The sequence below is a fragment of the Streptomyces noursei genome (genome assembly GCF_016917755.1).
Taxonomy (GTDB): Bacteria; Actinomycetota; Actinomycetes; order Streptomycetales; family Streptomycetaceae; genus Streptomyces; species Streptomyces yunnanensis.
The window spans coordinates 2,576,967-2,601,397 of sequence record NZ_CP070326.1; the positions used below are offsets into that span (position 1 = coordinate 2,576,967).

General features: G+C 74.3%; 24 protein-coding genes. 8 read left to right on the forward strand and 16 right to left on the reverse strand.

Going from position 1 to position 24,431, the window contains the following annotated elements:
* Positions 1-34: 34 nt before the first annotated feature.
* The 4 genes from JNO44_RS11395 to infC form a co-directional block, all read right to left on the reverse strand.
* Entirely contained in the window at positions 35-898 is an 864-nt protein-coding gene (locus tag JNO44_RS11395) for a TrmH family RNA methyltransferase (RefSeq protein ID WP_205363603.1), read from the reverse strand.
* 187 nt (positions 899-1,085) lie between these two features.
* On the reverse strand, positions 1,086-1,472 hold the full coding sequence (gene rplT / locus JNO44_RS11400) for a 50S ribosomal protein L20 (RefSeq protein WP_205363605.1): 387 nt from the start codon (positions 1,470-1,472) through the stop codon (positions 1,086-1,088).
* A 107-nt stretch (positions 1,473-1,579) separates the two neighbouring features.
* Positions 1,580-1,774 (reverse strand): 50S ribosomal protein L35, encoded by a 195-nt coding sequence (rpmI, locus tag JNO44_RS11405; protein ID WP_016576627.1) that lies wholly within the window; start codon positions 1,772-1,774, stop codon positions 1,580-1,582.
* Positions 1,775-1,897: 123 nt separating this feature from the next.
* Positions 1,898-2,512 carry a translation initiation factor IF-3 gene (gene infC, locus JNO44_RS11410; RefSeq protein ID WP_078875979.1) on the reverse strand — a complete coding sequence of 205 codons (615 nt, stop codon included), beginning with the start codon at positions 2,510-2,512 and terminating at the stop codon, positions 1,898-1,900.
* Positions 2,513-2,951: 439 nt separating this feature from the next.
* Here infC and JNO44_RS11415 point away from each other — a divergent pair, with 439 nt between their 5' ends.
* Positions 2,952-3,341 carry a DUF1844 domain-containing protein gene (locus JNO44_RS11415; RefSeq protein ID WP_039637910.1) on the forward strand — a complete coding sequence of 130 codons (390 nt, stop codon included), beginning with the start codon at positions 2,952-2,954 and terminating at the stop codon, positions 3,339-3,341.
* A gap of 92 nt (positions 3,342-3,433) precedes the next feature.
* Here JNO44_RS11415 and JNO44_RS11420 read toward each other — a convergent pair whose 3' ends face one another.
* From JNO44_RS11420 to JNO44_RS11435, 4 genes are all read right to left on the reverse strand, one after another.
* On the reverse strand, positions 3,434-4,204 hold the full coding sequence (locus tag JNO44_RS11420; protein WP_205363607.1) for an MIP family channel protein: 771 nt from the start codon (positions 4,202-4,204) through the stop codon (positions 3,434-3,436).
* Between the two features lie 136 nt (positions 4,205-4,340).
* Complete coding sequence (locus JNO44_RS11425; RefSeq protein WP_205363609.1) at positions 4,341-5,072, reverse strand: SseB family protein; 732 nt, start codon at positions 5,070-5,072, stop codon at positions 4,341-4,343.
* 149 nt (positions 5,073-5,221) lie between these two features.
* On the reverse strand, positions 5,222-6,415 hold the full coding sequence (gene mycP / locus JNO44_RS11430; RefSeq protein WP_205363612.1) for a type VII secretion-associated serine protease mycosin: 1,194 nt from the start codon (positions 6,413-6,415) through the stop codon (positions 5,222-5,224).
* Complete coding sequence (locus tag JNO44_RS11435) at positions 6,412-7,731, reverse strand: hypothetical protein (RefSeq protein WP_205363614.1); 1,320 nt, start codon at positions 7,729-7,731, stop codon at positions 6,412-6,414. The genes mycP and JNO44_RS11435 overlap by 4 nt, the downstream gene beginning before the upstream one ends.
* A gap of 215 nt (positions 7,732-7,946) precedes the next feature.
* On the opposite strand from JNO44_RS11435, the gene JNO44_RS11440 reads away from it, so the two are divergent.
* Positions 7,947-9,248, forward strand: coding sequence for an amino acid deaminase/aldolase (locus tag JNO44_RS11440; protein ID WP_235092886.1), 1,302 nt, complete (start codon positions 7,947-7,949; stop codon positions 9,246-9,248).
* 80 nt (positions 9,249-9,328) lie between these two features.
* On the opposite strand, the gene JNO44_RS11445 is transcribed toward JNO44_RS11440, so the two are convergent.
* The 4 genes from JNO44_RS11445 to JNO44_RS11460 form a co-directional block, all read right to left on the reverse strand.
* Positions 9,329-10,618 carry an HAD family hydrolase gene (locus tag JNO44_RS11445; RefSeq protein ID WP_205363616.1) on the reverse strand — a complete coding sequence of 430 codons (1,290 nt, stop codon included), beginning with the start codon at positions 10,616-10,618 and terminating at the stop codon, positions 9,329-9,331.
* Positions 10,619-10,695: 77 nt separating this feature from the next.
* Positions 10,696-11,496: a 3-oxoacyl-ACP reductase gene (locus JNO44_RS11450; protein ID WP_039637907.1), complete on the reverse strand. Its 801-nt coding sequence runs from the start codon at positions 11,494-11,496 to the stop codon at positions 10,696-10,698.
* A 43-nt stretch (positions 11,497-11,539) separates the two neighbouring features.
* The gene (locus tag JNO44_RS11455) at positions 11,540-12,913 is read right to left on the reverse strand and encodes an aldehyde dehydrogenase family protein (protein WP_205363618.1); all 1,374 of its coding nucleotides are present in this window, start codon (positions 12,911-12,913) and stop codon (positions 11,540-11,542) included.
* Between the two features lie 9 nt (positions 12,914-12,922).
* Positions 12,923-14,290: a glutamine synthetase family protein gene (locus tag JNO44_RS11460; protein WP_205363620.1), complete on the reverse strand. Its 1,368-nt coding sequence runs from the start codon at positions 14,288-14,290 to the stop codon at positions 12,923-12,925.
* A gap of 73 nt (positions 14,291-14,363) precedes the next feature.
* Between JNO44_RS11460 and JNO44_RS11465 the strand changes: the two genes are divergently transcribed.
* The 3 genes from JNO44_RS11465 (at position 14,364) to JNO44_RS11475 (ending at position 17,451) form a co-directional block, all read left to right on the forward strand.
* A complete protein-coding gene (locus tag JNO44_RS11465; RefSeq protein ID WP_205363622.1) occupies positions 14,364-15,095 on the forward strand; it encodes a FadR/GntR family transcriptional regulator in 732 nt (243 codons plus the stop codon).
* A 142-nt stretch (positions 15,096-15,237) separates the two neighbouring features.
* Positions 15,238-16,704 carry an ethanolamine permease gene (gene eat / locus JNO44_RS11470; RefSeq protein WP_205363624.1) on the forward strand — a complete coding sequence of 489 codons (1,467 nt, stop codon included), beginning with the start codon at positions 15,238-15,240 and terminating at the stop codon, positions 16,702-16,704.
* Between the two features lie 36 nt (positions 16,705-16,740).
* A complete protein-coding gene (locus JNO44_RS11475; RefSeq protein ID WP_205363626.1) occupies positions 16,741-17,451 on the forward strand; it encodes a gamma-glutamyl-gamma-aminobutyrate hydrolase family protein in 711 nt (236 codons plus the stop codon).
* Positions 17,452-17,534: 83 nt separating this feature from the next.
* Here JNO44_RS11475 and JNO44_RS43380 read toward each other — a convergent pair whose 3' ends face one another.
* Both JNO44_RS43380 and JNO44_RS11485 read right to left on the reverse strand, forming a co-directional pair.
* Positions 17,535-17,900, reverse strand: coding sequence for a hypothetical protein (locus JNO44_RS43380; RefSeq protein ID WP_240167522.1), 366 nt, complete (start codon positions 17,898-17,900; stop codon positions 17,535-17,537).
* A 142-nt stretch (positions 17,901-18,042) separates the two neighbouring features.
* On the reverse strand, positions 18,043-18,606 hold the full coding sequence (locus JNO44_RS11485) for a helix-turn-helix domain-containing protein (RefSeq protein WP_205369673.1): 564 nt from the start codon (positions 18,604-18,606) through the stop codon (positions 18,043-18,045).
* Between the two features lie 147 nt (positions 18,607-18,753).
* On the opposite strand from JNO44_RS11485, the gene JNO44_RS11490 reads away from it, so the two are divergent.
* Both JNO44_RS11490 and JNO44_RS11495 read left to right on the forward strand, forming a co-directional pair.
* Entirely contained in the window at positions 18,754-19,887 is a 1,134-nt protein-coding gene (locus JNO44_RS11490; protein WP_073445353.1) for an arylsulfotransferase family protein, read from the forward strand.
* 2 nt (positions 19,888-19,889) lie between these two features.
* Positions 19,890-21,188, forward strand: a complete 1,299-nt coding sequence (locus JNO44_RS11495; protein ID WP_205363627.1) for a uracil-xanthine permease family protein — start codon at positions 19,890-19,892, stop codon at positions 21,186-21,188.
* Positions 21,189-21,212: 24 nt separating this feature from the next.
* Here JNO44_RS11495 and JNO44_RS11500 read toward each other — a convergent pair whose 3' ends face one another.
* The gene (locus JNO44_RS11500) at positions 21,213-22,166 is read right to left on the reverse strand and encodes a LysR family transcriptional regulator (protein WP_205363629.1); all 954 of its coding nucleotides are present in this window, start codon (positions 22,164-22,166) and stop codon (positions 21,213-21,215) included.
* A 70-nt stretch (positions 22,167-22,236) separates the two neighbouring features.
* Here JNO44_RS11500 and JNO44_RS11505 point away from each other — a divergent pair, with 70 nt between their 5' ends.
* Positions 22,237-23,391 (forward strand): TDT family transporter, encoded by a 1,155-nt coding sequence (locus tag JNO44_RS11505; RefSeq protein ID WP_205363630.1) that lies wholly within the window; start codon positions 22,237-22,239, stop codon positions 23,389-23,391.
* 4 nt (positions 23,392-23,395) lie between these two features.
* On the opposite strand, the gene JNO44_RS11510 is transcribed toward JNO44_RS11505, so the two are convergent.
* Positions 23,396-24,154, reverse strand: a complete 759-nt coding sequence (locus JNO44_RS11510) for a helical backbone metal receptor (RefSeq protein WP_205363631.1) — start codon at positions 24,152-24,154, stop codon at positions 23,396-23,398.
* Between the last annotated feature and the right edge of the window lie 277 nt (positions 24,155-24,431).

A 24,431-nucleotide genomic window follows, 5' to 3' on the forward strand; every position in this document is an offset into this window, starting at 1 on the left:
CTCGCTCGGCCCGGCCCCACCGTCGGGTTCGCGGCTACGCCCCTCCGGCGGGTGACGTCGCGCGGCACCCGCCGGTGGTGCGCTGGGCCCGCGCGGAGGCGTACAGGCAAACCGCGGCGGCGGTCGCGAGGTTGAGGCTCTCGGCCTTGCCGTGGATCGGCACCCGGACGACGGCGTCGGCCAGCGCCCGGGTCTCCTCGGGCAGCCCCCACGCCTCGTTGCCGAAGATCCAGGCGGTCGGCCCGCCCATGGAACCGGCGTCCAGCTCCGCGTCCAGGTCGCGGTCGCCGGCCCCGTCGGCGGCCAGGATCCGCACCCCGGCGCCCTGCAGCCCGGTCACCACCTGCTCCACCGGCACGCCCACCGCGACCGGCAGGTGGAACAGCGAACCCACCGATGCCCGCACCGACTTGGGGTTGTAGAGGTCCACGGACGCGTCGGTCAGCACCACCGCGTCGGCGCCCGCGGCGTCCGCACAGCGCAGCACCGTGCCGGCGTTGCCGGGGTCGCGCACGTTGGCCAGCACGGCCACCAGCCGCGGGCGGGCGGCGAGGATCTCCTCGAACGGCGAGTCCAGGAACCGGCAGACGCCCACCAGTCCCTGCGGGGTGACGGTCTGCGAGACGTCCGCGACGGTCCTGTCGTCGGCGAAGTGCACCAGCGCCCCCGCCGCCCGGGCCGCCTCGACGATCTCGGCGTGCCGCTCGGCGGCCTCGACGGTGGCGAACAGCTCGATGAGGGTGGGCGATCCGCCGGCGCGGTGCGCGACGGCCTCGCGGACGGCCTGCGGGCCCTCGGCGATGAACCGGCGTTCCTTGCCCCGGAAGTGCCGCCGGGCCAACCGCCGGGCGGCGGCGACTCGCGGGGAACGCGGGGAGATCAGCTCGGGGGTGCCCATGGGCGGCGGCTCGCTTCTTTCGTTCGGTGCGGGGGCCCGGTGCGGACGATGGGGGTCTCCCCCGCTCGAACGGAGAGCGCGGGGGGAGGGCCCGGGAATCCCGGAAACGCGGCGGACCCGCAGGCCGGGGCCCGCGGGTCCGCAATCACAACGTCGTCACATCGTCACGACGCCGTCAGGCCGCGATTCAGGCAGCAGCCTTCGGGGCGTTGACGTCGCTCGGCAGCGCCTTCTGGGCCACCTCGACCAGCGCGGCGAACGCACCGGCGTCGTTCACGGCGAGGTCGGCGAGGATCTTGCGGTCCACCTCGATGCTGGCGGCCTTCAGACCCTGGATGAGGCGGTTGTAGGTCATGCCGTTGGCGCGGGCAGCGGCGTTGATGCGCTGGATCCACAGCTGACGGAAGTCGCCCTTGCGCTTCTTGCGGTCGTTGTAGTTGTAGACGAAGGAGTGGGTGACCTGCTCCTTGGCCTTGCGGTACAGGCGGGAGCGCTGACCGCGGTAGCCGCTGGCCTGCTCCAGGATCGCCCGGCGCTTCTTGTGAGCGTTGACTGCCCGCTTGACGCGTGCCACTTGTTAACTCCTTGTAGCGGGGCCGTGGTTGTTCGTCACACAGCCCGAATCGACGTTAGGTCCCGGTCGGGACGGTGCGCCCCGCCCGTGTGGCGGAGCGCCCCGGCTCACTTGCCGAGAAGCTTCTTGATCTTCGCGGCGTCGCCCGGGGCCATCTCGGCGTTGCCGGTGAGGCGACGCGTCACGCGGGACGACTTGTGCTCGAGCAGGTGGCGCTTGCCGGCGCGCTCGCGCAGGACCTTGCCGGAGCCGGTGACCTTGAAGCGCTTGCTGGCACCGCTGTGCGTCTTGTTCTTCGGCATGCGCCGTTCTCTCCTCGTCAGTGGCGCTCCCACCGGCGGGGACCGGCACGCGGGAGCGTCAGATGTATCGGTTGTTCCGGGGCTGGCGCCCCGGCCTGGATCCGGGGCGGCTCACCCAAGAGCTCACGCCTCGGCGTGCTCCTCAGCGGGCTCCGCGGGAGCGACGCCCTGGCGCTCCGCCTTGCGGGCGGCCTGCGCCTCGCGGGCCTCGGCCATCGCCTCGGTCTTCTTCTTGTGCGGACCGAGGACCATGATCATGTTCCGGCCGTCCTGCTTCGGGTTCGACTCGATGAAGCCGAGGTCCTGGACGTCCTCCGCGAGCCGCTGGAGCAGTCGGAAGCCCAGCTCGGGGCGCGACTGCTCACGACCACGGAACATGATCGTGATCTTGACCTTGTCACCCTGCTTGAGGAACCGGACGACGTGACCCTTTTTGGTGTCGTAGTCGTGCGGGTCGATCTTCGGCCGGAGCTTCATCTCCTTGATGACCGTGTGCGCCTGGTTCTTGCGCGCCTCACGGGCCTTCATGGCCGACTCGTACTTGAACTTCCCGTAGTCCATGAGCTTGCAGACCGGCGGACGGGCGTTCGCCGCCACCTCGACCAGGTCGAGGTCGTACTCCTGCGCAAGCTCCAGGGCCTTGGCAAGCGGCACAATGCCGACCTGCTCGCCGCTGGGACCGACGAGTCGCACCTCGGGGACGCGAATCCGGTCGTTGATGCGGGGCTCGGCGCTGATGGATCCTCCTCGGTAGCACCACGCGACGGCCTGGCGGACTGCCGCGTAACGTCTGTTTCGATGTGACCAACCGCGCCGGCATACGAAAAACGCCCCGGACGGGACACAGGCGGGGCTCCACGTGGATCAGGAGCACCGCCGCGAAATCTCCGCGGGGCGCAGCCAGACCGTTGACCCGCCAACCTGAGATCGGTCGGGTGGGAGATCGGAGCCTCCACTTGTGGGCCGGTCACATGCGTGTCCGGCCGGTCGGAACACCAGAATACACGAGTCAAGAGGGCAGCCCCACTCCTGTGCGCCGGGCCCTCGCCCGGCCCGGCGCCCGCCGCGGCCCGCCGCCGCCCGTCCGGCGCCGGTCCGGCGCTCCCGGGCGCGGGGTCGCCGGACCGGGGCCATAGGCTGGGGGCGACCCGTCCAGCAGGAAGTGAAGCGCCAGCACATGAGCGAGCAGACCCCCCAGCAGCCGACCGCCCCGGAGACCGGCGACGCGGCCCGGCCCGACTTCGAGACCATGACCCGGGACATCGCGGACGTGCCGGCGGTCGAGGTGATCACCACGGTCGCGGTGCACCTGATGAGCTCGGCGGCGGTCAACCTCGGGCTCGCCGAGGGCGGCGAGGACCACAAGGACCTGGACGAAGCCCGCAAGCTCATCCACGCACTGGCCGGGCTGGTCACCGCCAGCGCCACCGAGATCGGCTCCTACCACGCGGCGCCGCTGCGGGACGGCCTGAAGTCGCTCCAGCTCGCCTTCCGCGAGGCGTCGGTGGTCCCGGACGAGCCGGGCCAGGGCCCCGGGGAGAAGTTCACCGGGCCGGTCTACGGCTGAGCCCGGCGGGTAGCCCCGCACAGCGACGACGAGCCCCGGCCGGATCCGCTCCGGCCGGGGCTCGTGCGCGTACGGGGCCGCGCCCCGTGCCCTCAGACGCGGTCGCCGGAGGCCGGCGGCTCGCCCGAAGCCTTCGATTCGCCGCGGGCGGCCCGGTCGGCGACCACGACCGGCTCCTGGGGCGGGTGGGTGATCTGGTGCACCACTGCCGCCAGCGCACCGCCGATCAGTGGCGCGATGAGGAACAACCACACCTGGGTGATCGCCGCGCCGCCCGCGAACAGGGCCGGGCCCAGGCTCCGCGCCGGGTTCACCGAGGTGCCGTCCAACGGGATGCCGATGAGGTGGACGGTGGCCAGGGCCAGACCGATCGCCAGGCCGCCGAAGCCCACCACCGCCACTTTGTGCGTGACGCCGAGCACGACGAAGACGAACAGGAAGGTCATCACGATCTCGGCCACGAACGCGCCGCCGAGGTTGATGTGCACCGCCGAACGGTCGCCCCAGCCGTTCGTGCCGAAGGCCGCGTGGGTCTGCAGCCCCGGGACCTGCTTGGCGACCAGGAAGAGCAGGGCCGCGCCGACGATGCCGCCCAGGATCTGCGCGATCCAGTACTCGACGGCGGTCCGGACCGTGATGCGCCGGGCCACCAGCATGCCGAGCGTCACCGCGGGGTTGATGTGGCAGCCCGAGATCGGGCCTAGCGCGTAGGCAAGCGCCAGCATGACGAAGCCGAAGGCCAGGGCGATGCCGAAGGTGCCGATGTATTCGCCGGCCAGCACTGCCGCGCCGACGGCGAAGAACACCAGGAGCAGCGTGCCGAGGAATTCGGATACGACCGTGCGGGTCTCCGTGGTCTCCATGGGCTCTCCTCGCGTGGATCTTGAGCTCTCCTGGCATTGTGCGGCCCGGAGAGCGGCGCCGCCCGTTGAGCGCGAGCGGCGGGCGAGCCGTCGGGCCCGCCGCGAGGAGCGTCCGGCCGGCCCGGCTGCCGGCGGATCAGCGCTGGTAGAGGAGGTCTCCGGAGGCGTCGGCGCCGGGCGGAAGGAGGGCCAGGTCGAGGCCGCGGACGAGTCGGGCGCGGAGGGTCTCGTCGGTGGCGAGTGCCTGGGCCAGGCGCTGGGCGGCCTCGGCGGGGACGGCGCCGGGGGCGAGGCCCAGGGCGAGGGTGCCGTCGGTCTCCGCGGACCGCGTCAGACGTGCGACGTGGACCGCCGGCTCGGCGGCGAGGAGGGCCCGCAGCGCCTCGGTGACGGCCGGGTCGGCGAGCGGGTCGGCGCTGGTCCGGCCCTCCGCGAGGGCCCGGAGGGCGGCGCCGGTGAGCTGGTAGGTGACCGGTCCGGCCAGGTCGAGGACGACGGTGTCGGCCTGCTCGTGCGCGGCGGCCAGCAGCGCCTGGCGGAGCGGCACCGCGACCGGGCGGGCATCCGGCCGCCAGCGCTGGAGGGTCTCCATGGAGGTGAAGGCGGGCAGCGCGCGGCGACCGTCGGGGGCGGTGAGGGTGGGCACCGCCATGTCGCTGGTCTTCTCCCGGCGCAGCCCGTCGGGGCCGGTCTCGACCTCGCCGAGGACCGCCACGACCGGGACGAGGAGGCGGGCGTCCGCCAGGGCGGCGAGCAGGCCGGGTTCGGTGCCGCGGTCCGTCGCGTAGGCCGCGAGCGCCGCGCCGAGGGCGGGGTCGGCGGAGCCGTCGTCGTCGGCGAAACCGGGGTTGGGGATGTTCTTTTGCACGGTCCTGAGCGTATCCGCCTGCGGCTGGCTGCTTCCCACGTTGTTGGGTTTCCCGCCGTGGGCCTGCGGCCGGCTTCGCGCGTTGTCGGGTTTCCCGCCGTGGGGTTCGCCTTGTGCGCCTGCGGCGCGGGGTTGTTGGGTGCGGTGAGTTATGGGTGGGTGGGGGTGTGCCTCGGGGGGCCGGTGGGGCGGGTGCGCCAGGCGAAGTAGGAGGCGGTGGTGAGGGCCAGGCCGGTGGCGGCGAGGGTCCAGGGGAGCCAGTTGACGGGGGTGTCGTCGGCGGGGTCGGTGACGGGGCCGGGGCCGAAGTAGCGGTGGGGGTAGGCGACGGGGGCCGGCTTCTGGGGAGTGGGGGCGAGGTCCGCGGCGGCCTTGAGGGCGGCGGCGGGGTCGACGAGGCCGGCGCCGAAGTCGTCGTTGCGGCCGCCGTCGGGGCGGTGCTGGGCCGTGCTGGTCAGCAGGTCGCGGATCTGGGCGGGGCTGAGGTCGCGGTGCGCGGAGCGGATCAGTGCGATGGAGCCGGAGACGAAGGCGGCGGCGGGGCTGGTGCCCTGTCCGGAGAGGTAGCCGGTGCCGTGGTCGTCCATGAGGATGTCGTAGCCGGGGGCGCTGACCGTGGCGTACCAGTGGCTGGTGGAGAACGAGGCGCGGGCGTCCAGGTGGGTGACGGCGGTGGCCGCGATGACGCCGGGGTAGGCCGCCGGGTAGGAGATGTGGTTGCCCTTCTCGCCGCCGTTGCCGGCCGAGGCGACCACCGGGATGCCCTTGCCGAGGGCGTACTGGATCGCGGAGTCCTCGCGGGGGTCGGGGTGGGCGGTCTCGCTGTCGTCGCCCAGGGACATGTTGATCACGTCGGCGCCGTGGTCGGCGGCCCAGCGGATGCCGTCGGCGAGGGCGCCGGGCTTCTGGTCGCGGGCCCGCCGGCGGTCGGGGTCGTGGTCCTCCAGGATCACCCGGATCGGCAGGATCCTGGCCTCGGGGGCGACGCCGAGGATGCCGTCGGAGCGGCCGGCGCCATGGCCGTGGCCGGCGATGACGCTGGCCATGCCGGTGCCGTGCTGGGCCCAGGCGTCGTCGCCGGGGCGGGCGCCGAAGCCGATCAGGTCCTTCTCCGGCAGCACCTGGCCCTTGAGGTCGGGGTGGTCCGCGTCCACGCCGGTGTCCAGGACGGCGACGGTGATCCCGGCGCCCTTGGTGGTCTGCCAGGCTTCCTGGGCGTGGATGGCGGTCAGGCCCCACTGCTGGGCACGGATGGCGTCCGCGCGGGCCGGCAGCGCGGGCAGGACGGCCAGGGCGGCGGAGGCCAGGGCGACGGTCCCGGCCCGCAGCGCGGACTTGATCACGACGCCACCTCCGTGGACCGGGCGGGGACGCCGGACGCGGTGCGGAAGGTCGCGCTGATCTTGTCCGCGAGGCCCTTGGCGTCGTGGCCGAGCCCGGACTCGGCGGCGGTGGTGGCGGTCCCGGGCTGGACCGCGGCGTCGGCGGGCTGCGGGTCGGTGATCTCTCGGCCGTCCGCGAAGCCGGAGACGGTGTAGACCACGACCGGGACGTCGGTGAGTATCCGCACCGTCCAGCTGGCCCGTTGGGCGGGGCCGAAGTCCTCTGCCGGGGTGCCCTTGGCGGCCAGCGGCAGCGGCATCAGGGCCTTGTGGTCGGCCAGGTCGTTGGTGCTGAAGCGGGCGTTGAGGTCCATCATCCCGGACCGGTCGGCTTTGGTGGTCTGGGCGCCGACGGTGATGACGTGGGTGCGGGTGGCGTCGACGTAGGTGGCGCGCAGCAGGCGGGCGCAGCCGGCCGGGGCGAGTTCCTTGGCGAGGGGGCCCTCGTAGCGGGCGGTGCAGTCGGTGTCGGGGGCGACGGCGATCCGCGTCCAGGTCCGGTCGGCGCCGCCGGGGCCGGCGGCCAGACCCTCGACGGTGCGCGGGAAGAGGGTGTCGACGGGGGTGTTGCGCCAGGCGTCCTGGCCCTTGGTGAAGATGCTCTCGGGCGTCGGGGCGCCCTTGGCGGGGGCTTCGGTGAGCCAGCTGCCGGCCGCCGCGCCGACGATCAGGCCGACGCCGAGGACCAGGCCGGCGGCCGCGGCGACGACCCGGGTGCCGGGCAGCCGGTCGGCCAGCGGGCGGCGCGGGGCGGGCTCGTCCGCCGCGGGGCGGGCGGGAGGTGCCGGCCAGGCCGGGGCGGGCGGGGGCGTGGGCCCGGCGGGCGGCGGGGGGCTCGCGGGCGGCGGGGGGCTCGCGGGGCGGTCGGACGACTCGTCCCACAGGGGGGCGCTGTTGGCCAGGTGGAAGGCGGCGGTGTCGCGGAACGACCGGGGGGCGCGGCCGGGGCGCGGCGGGGCGGCCGGCGGCTCGGTGCGCGGCGGGGGCGGGGTGGTCGGCGGGGCCGACGGGCGGGGCGGGGCGGCCGGAGCCAGGGGTGTGGCCGGCGGTGTGGGGGCCGGGGCGGTCTCGGCGGGGAGCGGCTGCCGGGCGGCGGGGGGCGTGGCGGAGGAGGTGGCCGGGGCCGCGGGCGGGGGGACGGTGGGGTCGGCGGGGACCGGGCGCAGGACGGTGGTCCTGGGGTCCTCGTCGGCGGGCGGCGCGGCGGGGCGGTGCGGCGGGCGCGGGGGTATGGGTGGGATGCGCGGAGCATCGGCGTAATCGGCGTCGGCGCTCACCAGCGCTCCCCTTCGCACGGTGTGCCCCGGACCCGACAGGCAATCGGGGCAGGGTGGTTCGTATCCGGACATCACGCCGCTGACCTGCTGGTTGCGGTGTCGAGCCACTGTAAGGGCTGGCCCGGCCGCTGCTCCAACCCCTCGGCGCTCCGGCGTCACTTCCGATGCGGTTCGTCCCCCTACCCAGTGGTAGCGGGGTCTGGCAGGCTGCGGCCATGTCCCCGCACTCCACCGACGCGCCCGCCGGCAGCGCCCTTCCCCGGGCCCGCCGCCGCTCCCCCGAGCGACCCTCCCCGCTCGTGCAGGGTGGACCCCCGCGCGCCGGAGAGACCCCGTACGACCGGGCCACCGCCCACCTCGACGCGCCGCTGGCCGTCGTCGATCTGGCGGCCTTCGACGCCAACGCCGCCGATCTGGTGCGCCGTTCGAAGGGGAAGCCGATCCGGGTGGCGAGCAAGTCGGTGCGCTGCCGGGCGCTGCTGGAGCGGGTGCTGGCGCGCGAGGGCTTCGCGGGGGTCATGAGCTTCACGCTGGCCGAGTCGCTGTGGCTGGCGCGGTCGGGATTCCCGGACGTGCTGCTGGCGTATCCGTCGGCGGACCGGGCCGGGTTCGCGGAGCTGGCCGGTGACCCCGGGCTCGCGGCGGCGGTGACGGTGGTGGTCGACGACCCGGCGCAGCTGGATCTGATCGACGCCGCGCGCCCGGCCGGTCCGGGCCGCGGCGAGGAGATCCGGGTCTGCCTGGAGCTGGACACCTCGTACCGGGTGCTGGCCGGGCGGGTCCGGGTCGGGGCGCGGCGGTCGCCGCTGCGGGATCCGGGGGCGCTCGCCGCGCTGGCCCGGACGGTGGTCCGGCGCCCCGGGTTCCGGTTGGTGGGGCTGATGGCCTACGAGGGGCACGTGGCGGGGGTGGGCGACGAGGTCGCCGGGAAGCCGGTGTTCTCGCGGGCGATACGGGTGATGCAGGCGGCGGCCCGCAAGGAGCTGGCGCGGCGGCGCTGGGAGGCGGTGCGGGCGGTGCGGGCGGTGGCGCCGCGGCTGGAGTTCGTCAACGGCGGTGGGACGGGGAGCGTGCAGCACACCGCGGCGGAGGCGGCGGTCACCGAGATCGCGGCCGGTTCGGGGCTGTACGTCCCGCGGCTGTTCGACAACTTCCGGTCGTTCCGCGGGCGTCCGGCGGCGCTGTTCGCCCAGCCGGTGGTGCGGCGGCCGGGGCCCGGCGTCGTCACGGTGCTGGGGGGCGGGTATCCGGCGTCGGGGGTGGCCGGTGCGGATCGGCTGCCGGAGCCGTATCTGCCGGCCGGGCTGCGCTACGACCCGCAGGAGGGGCCGGGCGAGGTGCAGACGCCGCTGCTGGGGGCGGCGGCGGACGGGCTGGCGGTCGGCGACAAGGTGTGGTTCCGGCACGCCAAGGCCGGGGAGCTGTGCGAGCGGTTCGCGGAGCTGCACCTGATCGAGGGGGACCGGGTGGTGGGGACGGTGCCGACGTACCGGGGCGAGGGCCACACCTTCCTGTAACGGCGTTATAGGGCGGTGGTGCGGCCCCGCCCTGCCGGGTGGGGCCGCAGCTGCTCCTCGGGTGGCCGGGCGCGGCCGGGTCAGCCGTGGATCCGGTCCAGTTGGTCGGCGACGACCGTGCCGTCGGGGCGGCGGACCGGGCCGTGGGAGCCGTCGGTGTTGGTGTAGCCCTTGGTGGCGCACGGGTAGGCGCCGGACTTGCGGGGCAGCGGGTCGATGAACATCGGGTTGACCACCCAGCGGCCGTCGGCGTTGTCGTAGCCGCGGCACATCAGCTCGTCCTTGTTGCGGTTGATCGCCAGGTGGGCGCCGGTGGCGTCGTCGACGAAGGTGACGTCGGTGTTGGCGTCGCCGCCGCCCAGGGCGATGCGGTGCGCGGGGTCCTGCTTCCGCCACGCCTCGGCGCCCTTGATCCCGTAGATCTCCTGGTTGATCCAGCAGCGCTTGCCGTCGACGTAGGGGATGACCTCGCCCTCGCCGTCCTTGACGTCTCCGCAGCCGGCGATGGTGGTGGTGAGGCGGCCGTGGCGGACGCGGTTGCGTATGCCGATGGTGTGCCGGGCGTCCACCCCGACACCGCCGGACCACGCCTCGGCGACGGTCTCGGACGACGCGGAGACGATGTAGACGTCGAAGCCGGCCGCCTTGAGCGTGCGGATCAGGTCCTTCTGCTGGTCGTAGTAGCGGATGTACCCGGCCAGCTTGTGGGTGCCGACGGTCTGTACGGCGCCGACGGGCGCGGCGAGGTTCTCGGCCCGGGCCCGCTTGGCGTACGCGGTGAGGGTGGCGGGCTTCAGACCTGCGAACAGCTGGGGCACCCAGGCGTATTCGGGGACCGTGCGGCGGTGGTTCCAGTCGCCGGCGAAGGCCGCGGCGCCGCTCATGGTCCGTGCCTCGCCGCGGATCTCCATGATCTCGTCGGCGCAGGCGGCGTTGCGGGAGGTCGGCAGCGGGCGGCCGGGGGTGCCGGTGCCGCAGGCGCGGGTCAGCGCGCGGTCGGCGGCGGGGGTGAGCCAGCGGCTGGTGTCCCGCCAACTCGTGGGCCGGGGCAGCTTGTCGTGCCGGAGCATCCAGGCCAGCGTGGCGTCGGAGATGTCGTTCTTGACGACGGTGTTGTCCCAGTCGAAGGCGGCGACCGGGCGGGGGCCGTCGTGGGACGCCGAGCAGGTGCCGCGTTCGTCGATCATCTTCTGGAGCTTGGCGCGGTTGTCGCCGTACCAGGGGAGGTCCTTGGAGAGCTGCGGGCAGCGGGCGCGGGTCGGCGCCGAGCCGGGTGCGGCGGCGGTGGCCGGCGTGGTGGCCGTGAGGGCGGCGAGCGCGGCGGTGCCGGCGAGGCCGAGGGCGAGCAGCCGCCTGAGAGGTGTCGTCATGGGTCCTCCGTGGTCAAGGGGGGAAGCACGGCGGGACCGGCACCCGGTGGTGCCGGTCCCGCTGTTGATCATGGAGCCTACAGGGGGGTGACGTAGGCGCCCGCGATGCCTCCGTCGACGAGGAATTCGGCGGCGTTGACGAACGAGGAGTCGTCGCTGGCGAGGAAGGCGACCGCGGACGCGATCTCCTCCGGCTCGGCGAACCGGCCGACCGGGACGTGCACCAGGCGGCGCGCGGCGCGCTCGGGGTCCTTGGCGAACAGCTCCTTCAGCAGCGGGGTGTTGACCGGCCCCGGGCAGAGCGCGTTGACGCGGATGCCCTCGCGGGCGAACTGCACGCCCAGCTCGCGGGACATGGCCAGCACGCCGCCCTTGGAGGCGGTATAGCTGATCTGCGAGGTGGCGGCGCCCATCACGGCCACGAAGGAGGCGGTGTTGATGATGGAGCCGCCGCGCCCGGTCTGCTCGAACTGGCGCTGCATATAGGGCAGGGCGTGCTTGCAGCAGAGGTAGACCGAGGTGAGGTTGACCTCCTGGACGCGCTTCCAGGCGTCGATCCCGGTGGTGAGGATGGAGTCGTCGTCGGGCGGCGAGATGCCGGCGTTGTTGAAGGCGATGTCCACCGAGCCGTAGGTGTCGAAGGCGGTCTTGTAGAGCGCCTCGACCTGCTCGGCGTCGGTGACGTCGACCTGGACGAAGGTGCCGCCGACCTCTTCGGCGGCGGCCTTGCCGGCTGTCTCGTCGATGTCGGCGCAGACGACGTTGGCGCCCTCGGAGGCCAGCCGGCGGGCGGTGGCCAGTCCGATGCCGCTGCCGGCCCCGGTGATCACGGCGGTACGGCCGACGAGGCGGCGGCACACGGCGGTCTGGTCGGTCACTTGCTCTCCTCGCGGGTGGTGGCGGTGCTGGTTGCGGTGCGGATCACGAGCCGGCCGGCTCGGTGGCGATGAAGACGTTCTTGGTCTCGGTGAAGGCGGCCAGCGCGTCCGGGCCGAGCTCGCGGCCGAGTCCGGACTGCTTGAACCCGCCGAAGGGGGTCCAATAGCGCACGCTGCTGTGGGAGTTGACGGAGAGGTTGCCGGCCGCGACGGCCCGCGAGACGCGCAGTGCGCGGCCGACGTCGCGGGTCCACAGCGAGCCGGCCAGGCCGTAGTCGGTGGCGTTGGCGATCCGGATCGCGTCGGCCTCGTCGTCGAAGGGGATGGCCACCGCGACCGGGCCGAAGATCTCCTCGACGGCGGCGCGGTCCTCGGGGCGGCCCTCCAGGACGGTGGCCGGGTACCAGAAGCCCTTGCCGGCCGGGGCCTCACCGCGGATGGCGGCCGGGGCGTCCTCGGGGACGTAGGACCGTACGCGGTCGCGCTGGGCGGCGGAGATCAGCGGGCCCATCTGGGTGGCGGGGTCGCTCGGGTCGCCGACGGCGAACGCCTTGACGGCGGGCTCCAGCAGCTCCAGGAAGCGGTCGTAGACGCTGCGCTGGACCAGGATCCGGCTGCGGGCGCAGCAGTCCTGGCCGGTGTTGTCGAGGAAGGAGCCGGGGGCGGCGGCCGCGGCGGCCTCGATGTCGGCGTCGGCGAAGACGATGTTGGGGCTCTTGCCGCCGAGTTCGAGGGTGAGCCGCTTGGTCTGCGCGGCGCACTGGGCGGCGATCCGGCGGCCGGTGGCGGTGGAGCCGGTGAAGACGACCTTGGCGACGCCGGGGTGGTCGACCAGTGCGCTGCCGGTGACCGGGCCCTCGCCGGGCAGGACCTGGAAGAGGCCCTCGGGGAGCCCGGCCTCCAGGGCGAGTTCGGCGAGCCGGAGCGCGGTGAGCGGGGTGGTCTCGGCGGGCTTGAGCAGGACGGCGTTGCCGGCCGCGAGGGCGGGGGCGGTGCCCCAGGCGGCGATCGGCATCGGGAAGTTCCAGGGGGCGATGACGGCGACCACGCCCAGCGGTTCCTGGACGGTGATGTTCAGGCCGCCGGCGACCGGGATCTGCGTACCGGTCAGGCGCTCCACTCCCCCGGCCGCGTAGTGCAGCAGGTCGCGGACGTTGCCCGCCTCCCAGCGGGCGTTGCCCAGCGGATGGCCGGCCTCGCGCAGTTCCAGCGCGGCGAGGGGTTCGATCGCTGCGTCGACGACGTCGGCGAACCGGCGCAGCAGGCGGGCCCGGTCGCCGGGGGCCACCGCGGCCCAGGCTTCCTGCGCGGCGGCGGCCCGGCGGACGGCCGCGTCGACCTCGGCGGGCGAGGTGGTGGGGACGGTGGCCACCACCTCCTCGGTCGCCGGGTTGAGGATGGTCAGCTCTTGCAACACGGGCGTTCCTCACATGCGCTCGAAGGAGCGGAAGCGCTCCCAGTCCGTGACGGCGGCGTCGTAGGCGTCCTGTTCGACGCGGGCCATGTGGCGGTAGTGGTCGACAACCTCGTCGCCGAAGGCGGCGCGGGCGATCGGGCTGCGCTCCCACAGGTCGGCGGCCTCGCGGAGGGTGGTGGGGACGTGCGCGGCACCCCCCGTGTAGGCGTTGCCGGTGGTGGCGTCGGGGAGCTCCAGCTCGTGCTCTATGCCGTACAGGCCGGCCGCGACCATGCCGGCGACCGCGAGGTAGGGATTGACGTCACCGCCGGGCAGGCGGTTCTCCAGGCGGTGGGAGCGGCCGTGGCCGACCACCCGCAGGGCGCAGGTGCGGTTGTCCGGGCCCCAGGCGACGGCGGTGGGCGCGAAGGAGCCGGGGCGGAACCGCTTGTAGGAGTTGATGTTGGGGGCGTACAGCAGCGTGAAGTCGCGCATCGCGGCGAGTTGGCCGGCGAGGAAGTGCTGCATGGTCCGCGACATGCCGTGCGGTCCCGCGTCGTCGGCCAGCACCGGCCGGCCCAGCTCGTCCTGGAGCGAGAGGTGGATGTGACAGGAATTGCCCTCGCGCTCGTCGTACTTGGCCATGAAGGTGAGCGCCATGCCCTCCTGGGCGGCGATCTCCTTGGCGCCGGTCTTGTAGATGCTGTGCTGGTCGCAGGTGGTGAGCGCCTCGTCGTAGACGAACACGATCTCGTGCTGGCCGAGGTTGCACTCGCCCTTGGCGGACTCGACGGTCATGCCGGCCGCGCCCATCTCGTTGCGGATCCGGCGCAGGACGGGCTCGACCCGGCCGGTGCCGAGGACCGAGTAGTCGCCGTTCCACTGGTTGGCCGGGGTCATCCCCCGGTAGCCGCGCGTCCAGGCGTCCTCGTAGGAGTCCTTGAAGATCATGAACTCCAGCTCGGTGCCGGCGTGGGCGGTCCAGCCGCGCTCGGCCAGCCGGTCGAGCTGGCGGCGGAGGATCTGCCGGGGGGAGGCGACGACCGGGGAGCCGTCGTGCCAGGCGAGATCGGCGGTGATCAGGGCGGTGCCGGGGTTCCAGGGGGTGCGGCGGAGGGTGGCGGGGTCGCCGTGCATGGCGAAGTCGCCGTAGCCGCGCTCCCAGGAGGACATCGCATAGCCGTCGACGGTGTTCAGGTCGACGTCGACGGCGAGGAGGTAGTTGCAGCCCTCCGTGCCGTGTTCGAGGACGGTGTCGAGGAAGTAGCGGGCGGCGAACCGCTTGCCCTGGAGCCTGCCTTGCATATCGGTGAAGGCGAGGACGACAGTGTCGATCTCCCCGTTGTCGACGAGGGCGGTGAGCTCCTCGACGGAGAGCGGGGGCCTGCGGTCTGCCACGGTGGTGCCTCCTGTCGCTGCATCCGGAGGTCATAAGGTAGGCACGCGAACCATTGATTGGGAAGGGGTTCAGATGGACGGTGCGTCCGATCGGCTGGCGCCGGTGCTGCGGCCGGTCCGGGCGGGCAACGGCTTCGAGGAGGCGCTGGAGCAGATACTCCAGATCGTCCGGCTCGGGCTGGTGCCGCAGGGCGAACGGCTGCCCGCCGAGCGGGAGTTGGCGGAGCGGCTGCAGATCAGCCGGGTCACCCTGCGCGAGGTGCTCAAGGTCCTCCAGGACGAGGGCCTGGTGGAGAGCCGGCGCGGCCGGTACGGGGGCACCTTCGTGCGGGTGCGCACCGAGAATCCGGGCGAGGCGGAGCTGCGCCGCCGGGTCGAGGGCATCGACGTGGAGGACGTGCTGCGCTTCCGCGAGGTGCTGGAGGTCGGCGCGGCCGGGCTGTGCGCGACGCACGGGCTGTCGGACGACCAGGCGGAGCGGCTGCGGGAGGCGCTGGCCGCGACCCAGGACGCGCCGCTGGCCGACTACCGCCGGCGCGACACGCTGCTCCACCTGACCCTGGCGGAGCTGTCCGGGTCGCCGTCGCTGGCCGCCCAGTACGCCGCGGTCCGGGCCGGCGTCAACGACCTGCTGGACTGCATCCCGCTGCTGGTGCGGAATCTGGAGCACTCCCAGACCCAGCACGCCGCGCTGGTGGAGGCGGTGCTGGAGGGCGACGCGGACGGCGCCCGCGAGGTGATGCGGGAGCACTGCTGCGGCACCGCGGCCCTGCTGCGCGGCTTCCTGGCGGCGCCGGCCCCGTAGCCCCCGCCGCACCGGCCCCGCGGCCCGCTCCGCCGCCCCGTAACCAGTCTTTTACGCAGGGGTCTTGCGCTGAGCCACCCGGACAGCAAAGGTATGCGGCTAAACCTTTACTCCGGATGTCCCCGCGAGGCAGGAGCGGCTCATGGCCGACAGCACCCGTGCGCAGACCGCAGCGTCCCCCGGTGGCGGGCCCCCGGGCGACGGCGACGCCTATCTGGAGCGGCGGACGCTGCGCCGCGGCAGCGCCGGCCCGCTGCTGCTGACCGGCCTGGGGGTCGCCTACGTCGTCTCCGGCGACTTCTCCGGCTGGAACAACGGGCTGGCACAGGGCGGTTTCGGCGGGCTGGCGATAGCCGCGGTCCTGATGGGCCTGATGTACACCTGCCTGGTCTTCGCGCTGGCGGAGCTGGCCTCGATCCTGCCCACCGCGGGCGGCGGCTACGGCTTCGCCCGGCGCGCGCTGGGCACCTGGGGCGGCTTCCTGACCGGCACCGCGATCCTGATCGAGTACGTGCTGGCGCCGGCCGCGATCTCCATCTTCATCGGCGACTACGTCGAATCGCTGGGACTGTTCGGGCTGCACTCCAGCTGGCCGGTCTATCTCGCCTGCTTCGTGATCTTCATCGGGATCCATCTGTGGGGCGTGGGCGAGGCGCTGCGGTTCAGCCTGATCGTCACCGCGATCGCGGTCGCCGCGCTGCTGGTCTTCGCGGTCGCCGCGCTCAGCGACTTCCATGTGGACGCGCTCAACGACATCCCGGTCAAGTCCGGTGCCTTCGGGGCGAGTTCCTGGCTGCCGTTCGGCGTGTTGGGGATCTGGGCGGCGTTCCCGTTCGGCATGTGGTTCTTCCTGGGCGTGGAGGGTGTGCCACTGGCGGCCGAGGAGACCAAGGACCCGGTCCGCTCACTGCCCCGGGCGATGGCCGCCGCGATGGGCGTCCTGCTGCTGCTCGCGCTGATCACCTTCGCCGCGGCGACCGGGGCACGCGGCTCGGCCGCGATCCAGTCCGTCGGCGACCCGCTGGTCCAGGCGCTCCAGCCGCACGGCACCCCGACCACGGTCAGCCGGATCGTCAACTACGCCGGGCTGGCCGGCCTGGTGGCGTCCTTCTTCTCCCTGATCTTCGCCGGCTCCCGGCAGCTCTTCGCGCTCTCCCGGGCCGGCTATCTGCCCCGCTTCCTCTCCCTGACCAGCCGCCGCAAGGCGCCCTACCTGGGGCTGCTGGTCCCCGGCGCGCTGGGCTTCGGGCTCGCCGCGGCGACCGGCGACGGCGCCCGGATGCTCAACGTCGCGGTCTTCGGGGCCACCATCTCCTATGCGCTGATGGCCCTTTCGCACCTCGTGCTGCGCCGTCGCGAGCCCGGTCTGCACCGCCCGTACCGCACCCCCGGCGGCATGCTGACCTCCGCCGTCGCCTTCGTGCTGGCATGCTCGGCGCTGGTGGCGACGTTCCTGGTCGACAAGGAGGCCGCGTTCATCGCACTCGGCGTCTACGGGGTCGCCCTGGCTTATTTCGCCTTCTACTCCCGCCACCGGCTGGTGGCCGCCGCGCCCGAGGAGGAGTTCGCGGCGCTGGCCGCCGCCGAGGCCGAACTCGAACGCGACTGACCCGCCCCGCACCGCACCGTACGGAGGAACCACCCGATGTCCCAGCCGCAGCCGCCCCTCATCGGCATCAGCACCTACCAGGAAGAGGCCCGGTGGGGGGTGTGGACGCTGCCCGCCGCGCTGGTGCCCGCCGGATATCCCCGCCTGGTGCGGCGCTCGGGCGGGCTGGCGGCGCTGTTGCCGCCCGGTGACCCGGAGACCGCCGCAGCGACCGTCGCCCGGCTGGACGGACTGGTGATCGCCGGCGGCGCGGACATCGCCCCGGACCGCTACGGCGCGGAGCCGCACCCCCGAACCGGCCCGCCCGCGCCGGACCGGGACGCCTGGGAACTGGCCCTGATCGAGGCGGCGTTGGCGGCCCGGGTGCCGCTACTGGGCATCTGCCGGGGGCTCCAGCTGCTGAACGTGGCGCTCGGCGGCACCCTCGTCCAGCACCTGGACGGGCACTCCGGTCCGCCCGGGGTCTTCGGCCGGCACGACATCGAGCCGGTGCCCAGCACGCTGCTGGCCGCCGCGCTGCCCGAGCCGGTGGCCGTGCCGACCTACCACCACCAGGCGGTGGACCGGCTCGGCCGCGGGCTGGTGGCCTCGGCCCACGCGGCGGACGGCACCATCGAGGCGGTGGAGCTGCCGGACGCACCGGCCTTCACGCTGGCGGTGCAGTGGCATCCGGAGGCCGGCGAGGACACCCGGGTGATGGACGCGCTGGTGGCGGCGGCCCGCGAGGCGTCCCCGGCCGGGGTGTGAACCCCTGACGGCCCGGCGGGCGCCCGACCACCGGGCGCCCGCTTCGGCGGACACGCCCCAGGGCCTGCCCGACGGGTCAGGACCTAGGCGCGGTTCACCGTGCAGCCGCGGGGTATCCAGCCGCGGCTGCCGCGGTAGGTGATCTCCGACCAGGCGTTGTCCTTGACGCCGCAGAGGTCGTAGGACTCGCCGGCGGTGGTCGGGGTGCTGGTGCGGCAGCCCAGCGCGCCCTTGGGGAGCAGCCCGAGCGCGGTGGCGTTCACCTTCCGAGCGTTGCGGATCTTCACGCTCTCCTTGGCCTCCGCGTAGACGCAGGTGGCGGGCGCGGCGGCCCGTGCCACGGCGGCCGGGCGGGCGGTCGCGGGCGCGGCGGCGGCGGTCCCGCCGGCCACGACCGTGCCGAGCACGGCCGCGCAGGCGAGTGCGGGAACGGCGGTCTTCAGCTTCATCGGGCATCCCCCTGTTGTCCGGTGACGGTGCGTCAGTCGCTACCGCGGCCGCCGGAACGGCCGCGATCGACGATTGCGCACACAGTAGCGCGCGGGTCTGACAACGCCCGTCGCGCAGGGTCCCGTCCTGGCCCTCGGCGGCTCAGCCCCGGAAGTCGTCCGACACCCCCACCAGCAGCACCCGGCTCTCCGGGACCAGCGCCCGCCAGCGGTGGGTGACCCCGCCGGAGCAGTAGAGGGTGTCGCCCGGTCCGAGCTCGTAGCGGTGGCCGTCCGCCTCGGCCTCCACCGCGCCCTGGATGACGTACATCAACTCGTCGTGCGGATGCCGGAATTCGCGCCGCCAGTCGTGCCGGCCGGTGAACTCCAGGGCGTGCAGCTGCTGGTGGCCGCGGACCAGCGGGCGCACCCGGCCGACCTCGCCGTCCTCGGGGACCGCGGCGGAGTCGGCCCGCACCACATCGACCGTGCGCGGCCCGTCGGCGGCGGCCAGCAGCCGGACGGCGGTCGTCTCCAGGGCGTCGGCGATCAGTTGGAGCGAGCGCATGCTCGGCCGGGCCCGGTCGTTCTCGACCTGGCTGAGGAAGGGCGCGGACAGCCCGGTGGCGCGGGCGAGGTCGGCCAGCGTCAACTCCCGCGCGCGGCGCCGCCGACGGACCGCCGTCCCCACCCGCGGGACCTCCGCCCCGGCCTCGCCCCCGCCCATCCCCCGCTCCTCACCGACTCCCTCGCGCACCCGCACACTCCTTATCGAGCCGTTCACGGCGCTGCAACACTCCGCCCCTAGCGTCTACGCTGTTTGATCCCATCAAACAAAGTTTGACAAGACGTAGTTTGACGAGGGGAACTCGGCATGACCTCCGGCCCTACCGCAGTCGATCAAAACACACGGCGCCGCCGCGGCACCGGCCTGATCGCGCTCGACGCCACCGCCGCGTACGACGGCTACACGCTCTACGCCCCGCTCACCGGCGGCGGCCAGGTCCTGCTGATCGACCTGCGCGGCACCGTCGTCCACCGCTGGCAGCTGCCGCACCGCCCCGGCCGTCACGCCCGCATCCTCCCCAACGGCAACCTCGCCTACAACGCCACCCTCCCGGACCAGCACGCGCTCTTCCCGATGTGGCACAAGTACCGCGGCGGCCTGATGCAGGAGATCGCCCCGGACGGCACGGTGCTGCGCTCCTTCACCGATCCGCTCCAGCACCACGACGCCCACCACCACGGCGACGGGCGGATCCTCTACTCCGCGCTGGAACCGCTCACCGGCGACCGGGCCGCGGCGGTCCGCGGCGGCGTCCCCGGCTCCGCGCCGGACGGCACGGTGTACGCCGACACCCTCCGCGAAGTCGACGCGGACGGGCGGCTGTTGTGGTCCTGGAACGCCGCCGACCACCTCGACCCGGACGGCTACGCCCTGCACCCCGCCTACTCCCGCGAGCACTGGCCGCTGATCAACTCCGTGCTGCCGCTCGCCGACGGCAACGTGCTGGCCAGCCTGCGCAGCACCTCGGCGGTGATCGTCATCAGCCGGGCGACCGGCGAGGTGCTCTGGCGCACCGGGCCCGGCGTGGTCTCCCAGCAGCACCATCCCACCGAGCTGCCGAACGGCAACTTCCTGATCTTCGACAACGGCGTCTTCCGGCCCGGCTGCGACGTACCCCACTCCCGCGTCATCGAGGTGGAACGGGCCACCGGCGCGGTGGTCTGGGAGTACCACGACCCGGCCCGGGAGGCGTTCTTCGCGCCGTTCATGGGCAGCGCCCAGCGACTGCCCAACGGCAACACCCTGGTCACCGACTCCCCCGCCGGCCGGCTCTTCGAGGTCACCGCCGAGGGGCAGGTGTGCTGGGAGTACGTCGTCCCGGAGTTCGGCGGCTACCACGAACCGGAGGTCGGCGAGCTGTTCCCCAGCCGGCACAACGCGGTCTTCCGCGCCTACCGCTACGCCGCCGGGGAACTCCCCTGGCTGAAGCGGCAGGTGTAGCGATGGCCGCCCCCGCGCCCGCCGTGGCGCCGGTGGACGCACGGGTGCCCCCAGCCCGGCTGGTGCCGCTCGCCGCCCAGCACGTCCTGGCGATGCTCGCCGCGCCGGTCTCCACCGTCTTCCTGCTGGCCGGCGGCTTGCGCCTGCCGCCCGACCGCACCGCCGCCCTGCTCAGCGCCACCCTCGTGCTGTGCGGCATCGGGGCGCTGCTGCAGTCCTTCGGGGTGCTGCGGATCGGCGCCCGGCTGCCGTTCATGATGCTGCCCGGCGGCGCGGCGGCGGCCCTCTTCCTCCAGATCGCCCGGGAGCACGGACCGGCCACCGCCTCCGGCGCGGTGCTGCTCGCGGCCGCGCTGCTGCTGGCCGTCCTGCCGCTGTACGGGCGGATCGTGCGGTTCTTCCCGCCGCTGGTGATGGGCACCACGGTGCTGGTCATCGGCGTCAACATGGTCGCCGCGGCGGCCCCGATGGCGGCCGTCGGCAGCGGTCCGGCGCTGGTCACCGTAGCCGCCACCGCGCTGGGCCTCGTGCTGCTGCGCGGCGTCCTGCGCCAGCTGTCGGTCCTGCTGGGCATGGCGGTGGGCACCGCCACCGCGGCCCTGACCGACGCCCCGTTCCGCGCGGTACCCGGAGACGCGGTGCTGGCCCTCCCCCGCCTCCTCCCGTACGGTGCGCCGCACTTCGATCTGCTTGCCGCGCTGCCGCTGCTGGTCTTCGCGCTCGCCTCGCTCGCCGAGGCCACCGGTCAGACGGTGCTCAACAGCGAGGCGGTGGGCCGGGCCCCGGAGCCGGCCCGCGACGTACCGCGCACCGCCCGCGCGGACGCGGTGGCCTCGCTCGCCGCCGGGCTGCTCGGCGGCACGACGATGGTGACCAGCGCGGAGAACATCGGCATCGTCCGACTCACCGGCGTGCGCAGCCGGTTCGTGACCGCGGCGGCCGGGGCGCTGCTGGTCGTCGGCGGGCTGCTGGCGCCGGTCACCCGGCTGCTGGCGGCGCTGCCGGTGCCGGTCGTCGGCGGCGCCGCCCTGGTGATCTACGCGGTGATCGCCGCCATGGGCATCGACATGCTGCGCCGCACCGACCTCACCGACCGCGCCGCCTCCACCATCGTCGCCCTGGCCCTCCTGGCCGGCCTGCTCCCCGTCCTGGCCCCGCGGCTGTACGCGCCGCTGCCCGACTGGGCGCACACCCTCTTCGGCAGCGGCGTACCGGCCGCCGCGCTCACCGCCGCGCTGCTCTCAGCGCTCTTCGACCGGCTGGACGCGGGCGGCCGGACCGCACCGGCCGGGGCGGGCTGACGGCCGCGGGCGACCCCGGCCGGGTCAGGACACGCGCCGGGTCAACCCCAGCAGATCGCGGGCCGGGCCCACCGGGCGCTGGCCGGCCGGCCACACCGCGCGCAGCTCCCGGCCCAGCCGCAGCGCACGCACCGGGACCTCCACCAGCCGGCCGGCGGTCAGCTCCTCGCGGACCGCCAGCTCGCTCACCACGGACGGGGCCGCCTCGCTGACCACCGCCGACTTCACCGCGGTGGTCGAGGCCAGCTCCAGCAGCGGCTCGGCCAGCCCGCCCGCCTCGGCCAGTGCCGCGTCCAGCACCTGGCGGGTGCCCGAGCCGCGCTCCCGCAGGATCAGCGGCGTGGCGGCCAGCTCGACGGCGGTCAGTTCGGTGCGCCGCCGGGCCCAGGGGTGGGACGGGGCGGCCACCACGATGAGCCGGTCGTGGCCGATCACCGCGCCGTCCAGCCCCGCCGGGACGTCCAGCCCCTCCACGAAGCCGAGGTCCGCCTCGCCCGCCAGCAGCCGCTCGGCGACCACCCGGGAGTTCCCGGCCAGCAGCGACACGGCCGTCCCCGGGCGCTGGGCGCGCAGCGCGATCAGCCAGCCGGGCAGCAGGTACTCGGCGATGGTCATGCTGGCCGCGACCCGCAGCCGGGAGTCGCGCCGCCCGCGCAGCGCCTGGGTGCCGGCGTCGAACGCCTCGGCGGCCTCCACCACCCGGCGCGCCCAGTCGGTGACCAGCACCCCGGCGTCGGTGAGCCGGGAGCCGCGCGGCGACCGCTCGACCAGCGCCACCCCCAACTGCCGCTCCATGGACCGGATCCGGCTGCTGGCGGCCGGCTGGGTGATGCCCAGTGTTCGGGCGGCCCGGCCCAGACTGCCGAGCCGGGCGACGGCGAGCAGCAGCTCCAGCGCCCCGAGGTCGGGCACCCGGTGGTGCAGCGGCACGCCGGCTTCCGGCGGCTCGACCGGCCGCCCCTTGATCTCCCCACTCATAACCCCAGCTTATGCCCTCATAGAAACAAGATCCCTGGTGGGCGCGCCCCGCTCCGGCGAACCTGGAGACATGCCAACGCTCGCCCCCACCCCGTCCCGGAACCCCGCCACCAGCGGCGGCTCCCCCGGCACCGGCCCCTCGGTCCGTCACCTCGGCCCGAACTGGTACGCCGCCGTCATGGGCACCGCGATCGTCGCCAACGCCGGCGCGACGCTGCCACTCGCCGCGCCCGGCCTCCGCACGGCGTACCGGGTGGTCTGGGCGCTGTCGGCGCTGATGCTGCTCACCCTGTTGGCCGCCCGCGCCGTCCACTGGATCCACCACCGCGACCAGGCCCGCCGCCACCTGCTCGACCCGACCGTCGCCCCGTTCTACGGGTGCCTGTCCATGGCGCTGCTCGCGGTCGGCGGCGGCACCCTGGCGGTCGGCAAGGACGTGCTCGGCGAGCCGGCCGCGGTCGCCGCCGACGCGGTGCTGTGGTCCGTGGGAACCCTGGTCGGCCTGGCCGCCGCCGCGGGCATCCCGTACCTGATGGTGGTCCGGCACCGGATCACCGAGGGCAGCGCCTCACCGGTGTGGCTGCTGCCGCTGGTCGCCCCGATGGTCTCGGCCGCGCTGGGCCCCGCGCTGGTGCCGCACCTGCCGCCCGGCCAGCCGCGCGAGACGCTGCTGCTGGGGTGCTACGCGCTCTTCGGGATGTCGCTGCTGATGACCGTGCTGGTGCTGCCGCTGGTGCTCAGCCGGCTGATCCACCACGGGCCGCTACCGCTCGCCCTCACCCCCGCCCTCTTCCTCGTCCTGGGTCCGCTGGGCCAGTCCACCACCGCCGTCAACAACCTCGCCGACGCCGCCCCCGGAGTCGTCGTCCCCTCGTACGCGCACGCCATGAGCGCCTTCGCGGTGCTCTACGGAGTGCCGGTGCTGGGCTTCGCGCTGCTGTGGCTGGTGCTGGCGACGGCGCTGGTGGTGCGCGCCGCCCGGCACGGCATGGGCTTCGCGATGACCTGGTGGGGCTTCACCTTCCCCCTCGGCACCTGCGTCACCGGCGCCGCGGGCCTGGCCCGGCACACCGGGCTGACGGCCTTCGGCTGGCTCGCGACGGCGCTGTTCGCGCTCCTGGTCACCGCGGTCGCGGTCGCCGGCACGCGCACCGCCCAGGGCCTGCTGCGCGGCACACTGCTGGCCCCGCCGCCCGCCGCGGCGCCCCGACGGACGGCGGCCTGACGGCTCAGGGGCCGGTGCTGCGGAGCAGCGCCGGCCCGTCCAGGGCCGCCGCCAGCACCTTCGGCGCCTCCACCAACGAGGGCCCGTACCAGGTCAGATGGCGCCCGCTGAGCAGCGCGGCGGGCAGCCCGGGAAACGCCTCGGGCCCGTCCTCCGCGGTGAAGCGGTAGGGCTCGTCGGGCAGCACGACCAGGTCCGCCGACGCGGCACGGAGGTCCTCCAGCGGGATCCGCGGATACCGCTCGGCGTGCCCGGCGTGGACGTTGCGCACCCCGAGCCGGGCCAGCACGTCCCCGGCGAAGGTGTCCCGCCCCAGCACCATCCACGGCCGCCGCCAGATCGGCACCACCGCGGCCCGCTCCGGCGGCCCGCCCGGCAACGCCCGCCATGCCTCCTCGGCGGCGTCCAACCACCCGGGCCGGGCCAGCCCGCAGCCCTCCACCAGCACCCGCGCCAGCTCCCGGAACGCCTGCTCCAGGGTGCGGACCTCGGTGACCATGACGGCCAGCCCCGCCTCCCGCAGCGCGTCGAGGTCCTGCGGACGGTTCTCCTCCTCATTGGCGATCACCAGATCCGGCGCCAGACGGGCGATCCGTTCGGTATCGGGGTTCTTGGTCCCACCGATCCGCACGACATCCAGCCCCACCGGATGACTGCACCAGTCGGTCGCCCCGACCACCATCCCCGGCGCGCTCACCGCCACCGCCTCGGTCAACGACGGCACCAGCGACACCACCCGCCGCCCGCCTCCACGCAGCTCCATCCCCCCACCGTACGCGTCCACCCCCACCCCACCGGAGAACCCAACCCCACCACCCCACCACCCCGTTGACACCACTCACGCGGGCCCCCACCCACCGTCTTGATGACCACCCACGGGAGGGGACGGGGCTGCGGGGCTGGGGGTGTCCGGACGTAAAGCGCAGCAGTCCGGACACCCCCAGCCCCGCAGCCCCGGCACCGCACCCAACAGCCCCGCGCAGCGGATCCGCCCGCGCCGCAGGCGCACAAGGCAAACCCCACGGCGGGAAGGCCGACAC

Bases quoted from the DNA above. Each gene is read 5' to 3' on its own strand.
- JNO44_RS11490 (WP_073445353.1), top strand. From the start codon at position 18,754: ATGACCTCCGGCCCTACCGCAGTCGATCAAAACACACGGCGCCGCCGC.
- JNO44_RS11485 (WP_205369673.1), bottom strand. From the start codon at position 18,606: ATGGGCGGGGGCGAGGCCGGGGCGGAGGTCCCGCGGGTGGGGACGGCG.
- JNO44_RS11495 (WP_205363627.1), top strand. From the start codon at position 19,890: ATGGCCGCCCCCGCGCCCGCCGTGGCGCCGGTGGACGCACGGGTGCCC.
- JNO44_RS11465 (WP_205363622.1), top strand. From the start codon at position 14,364: ATGGACGGTGCGTCCGATCGGCTGGCGCCGGTGCTGCGGCCGGTCCGG.
- JNO44_RS11475 (WP_205363626.1), top strand. From the start codon at position 16,741: ATGTCCCAGCCGCAGCCGCCCCTCATCGGCATCAGCACCTACCAGGAA.
- JNO44_RS11510 (WP_205363631.1), bottom strand. From the start codon at position 24,154: ATGGAGCTGCGTGGAGGCGGGCGGCGGGTGGTGTCGCTGGTGCCGTCG.
- JNO44_RS11415 (WP_039637910.1), top strand. From the start codon at position 2,952: ATGAGCGAGCAGACCCCCCAGCAGCCGACCGCCCCGGAGACCGGCGAC.
- JNO44_RS11440 (WP_235092886.1), top strand. From the start codon at position 7,947: ATGTCCCCGCACTCCACCGACGCGCCCGCCGGCAGCGCCCTTCCCCGG.
- rpmI (WP_016576627.1), bottom strand. From the start codon at position 1,774: ATGCCGAAGAACAAGACGCACAGCGGTGCCAGCAAGCGCTTCAAGGTC.
- JNO44_RS43380 (WP_240167522.1), bottom strand. From the start codon at position 17,900: ATGAAGCTGAAGACCGCCGTTCCCGCACTCGCCTGCGCGGCCGTGCTC.
- JNO44_RS11395 (WP_205363603.1), bottom strand. From the start codon at position 898: ATGGGCACCCCCGAGCTGATCTCCCCGCGTTCCCCGCGAGTCGCCGCC.
- eat (WP_205363624.1), top strand. From the start codon at position 15,238: ATGGCCGACAGCACCCGTGCGCAGACCGCAGCGTCCCCCGGTGGCGGG.
- JNO44_RS11500 (WP_205363629.1), bottom strand. From the start codon at position 22,166: ATGAGTGGGGAGATCAAGGGGCGGCCGGTCGAGCCGCCGGAAGCCGGC.
- JNO44_RS11420 (WP_205363607.1), bottom strand. From the start codon at position 4,204: ATGGAGACCACGGAGACCCGCACGGTCGTATCCGAATTCCTCGGCACG.
- JNO44_RS11445 (WP_205363616.1), bottom strand. From the start codon at position 10,618: ATGACGACACCTCTCAGGCGGCTGCTCGCCCTCGGCCTCGCCGGCACC.
- JNO44_RS11505 (WP_205363630.1), top strand. From the start codon at position 22,237: ATGCCAACGCTCGCCCCCACCCCGTCCCGGAACCCCGCCACCAGCGGC.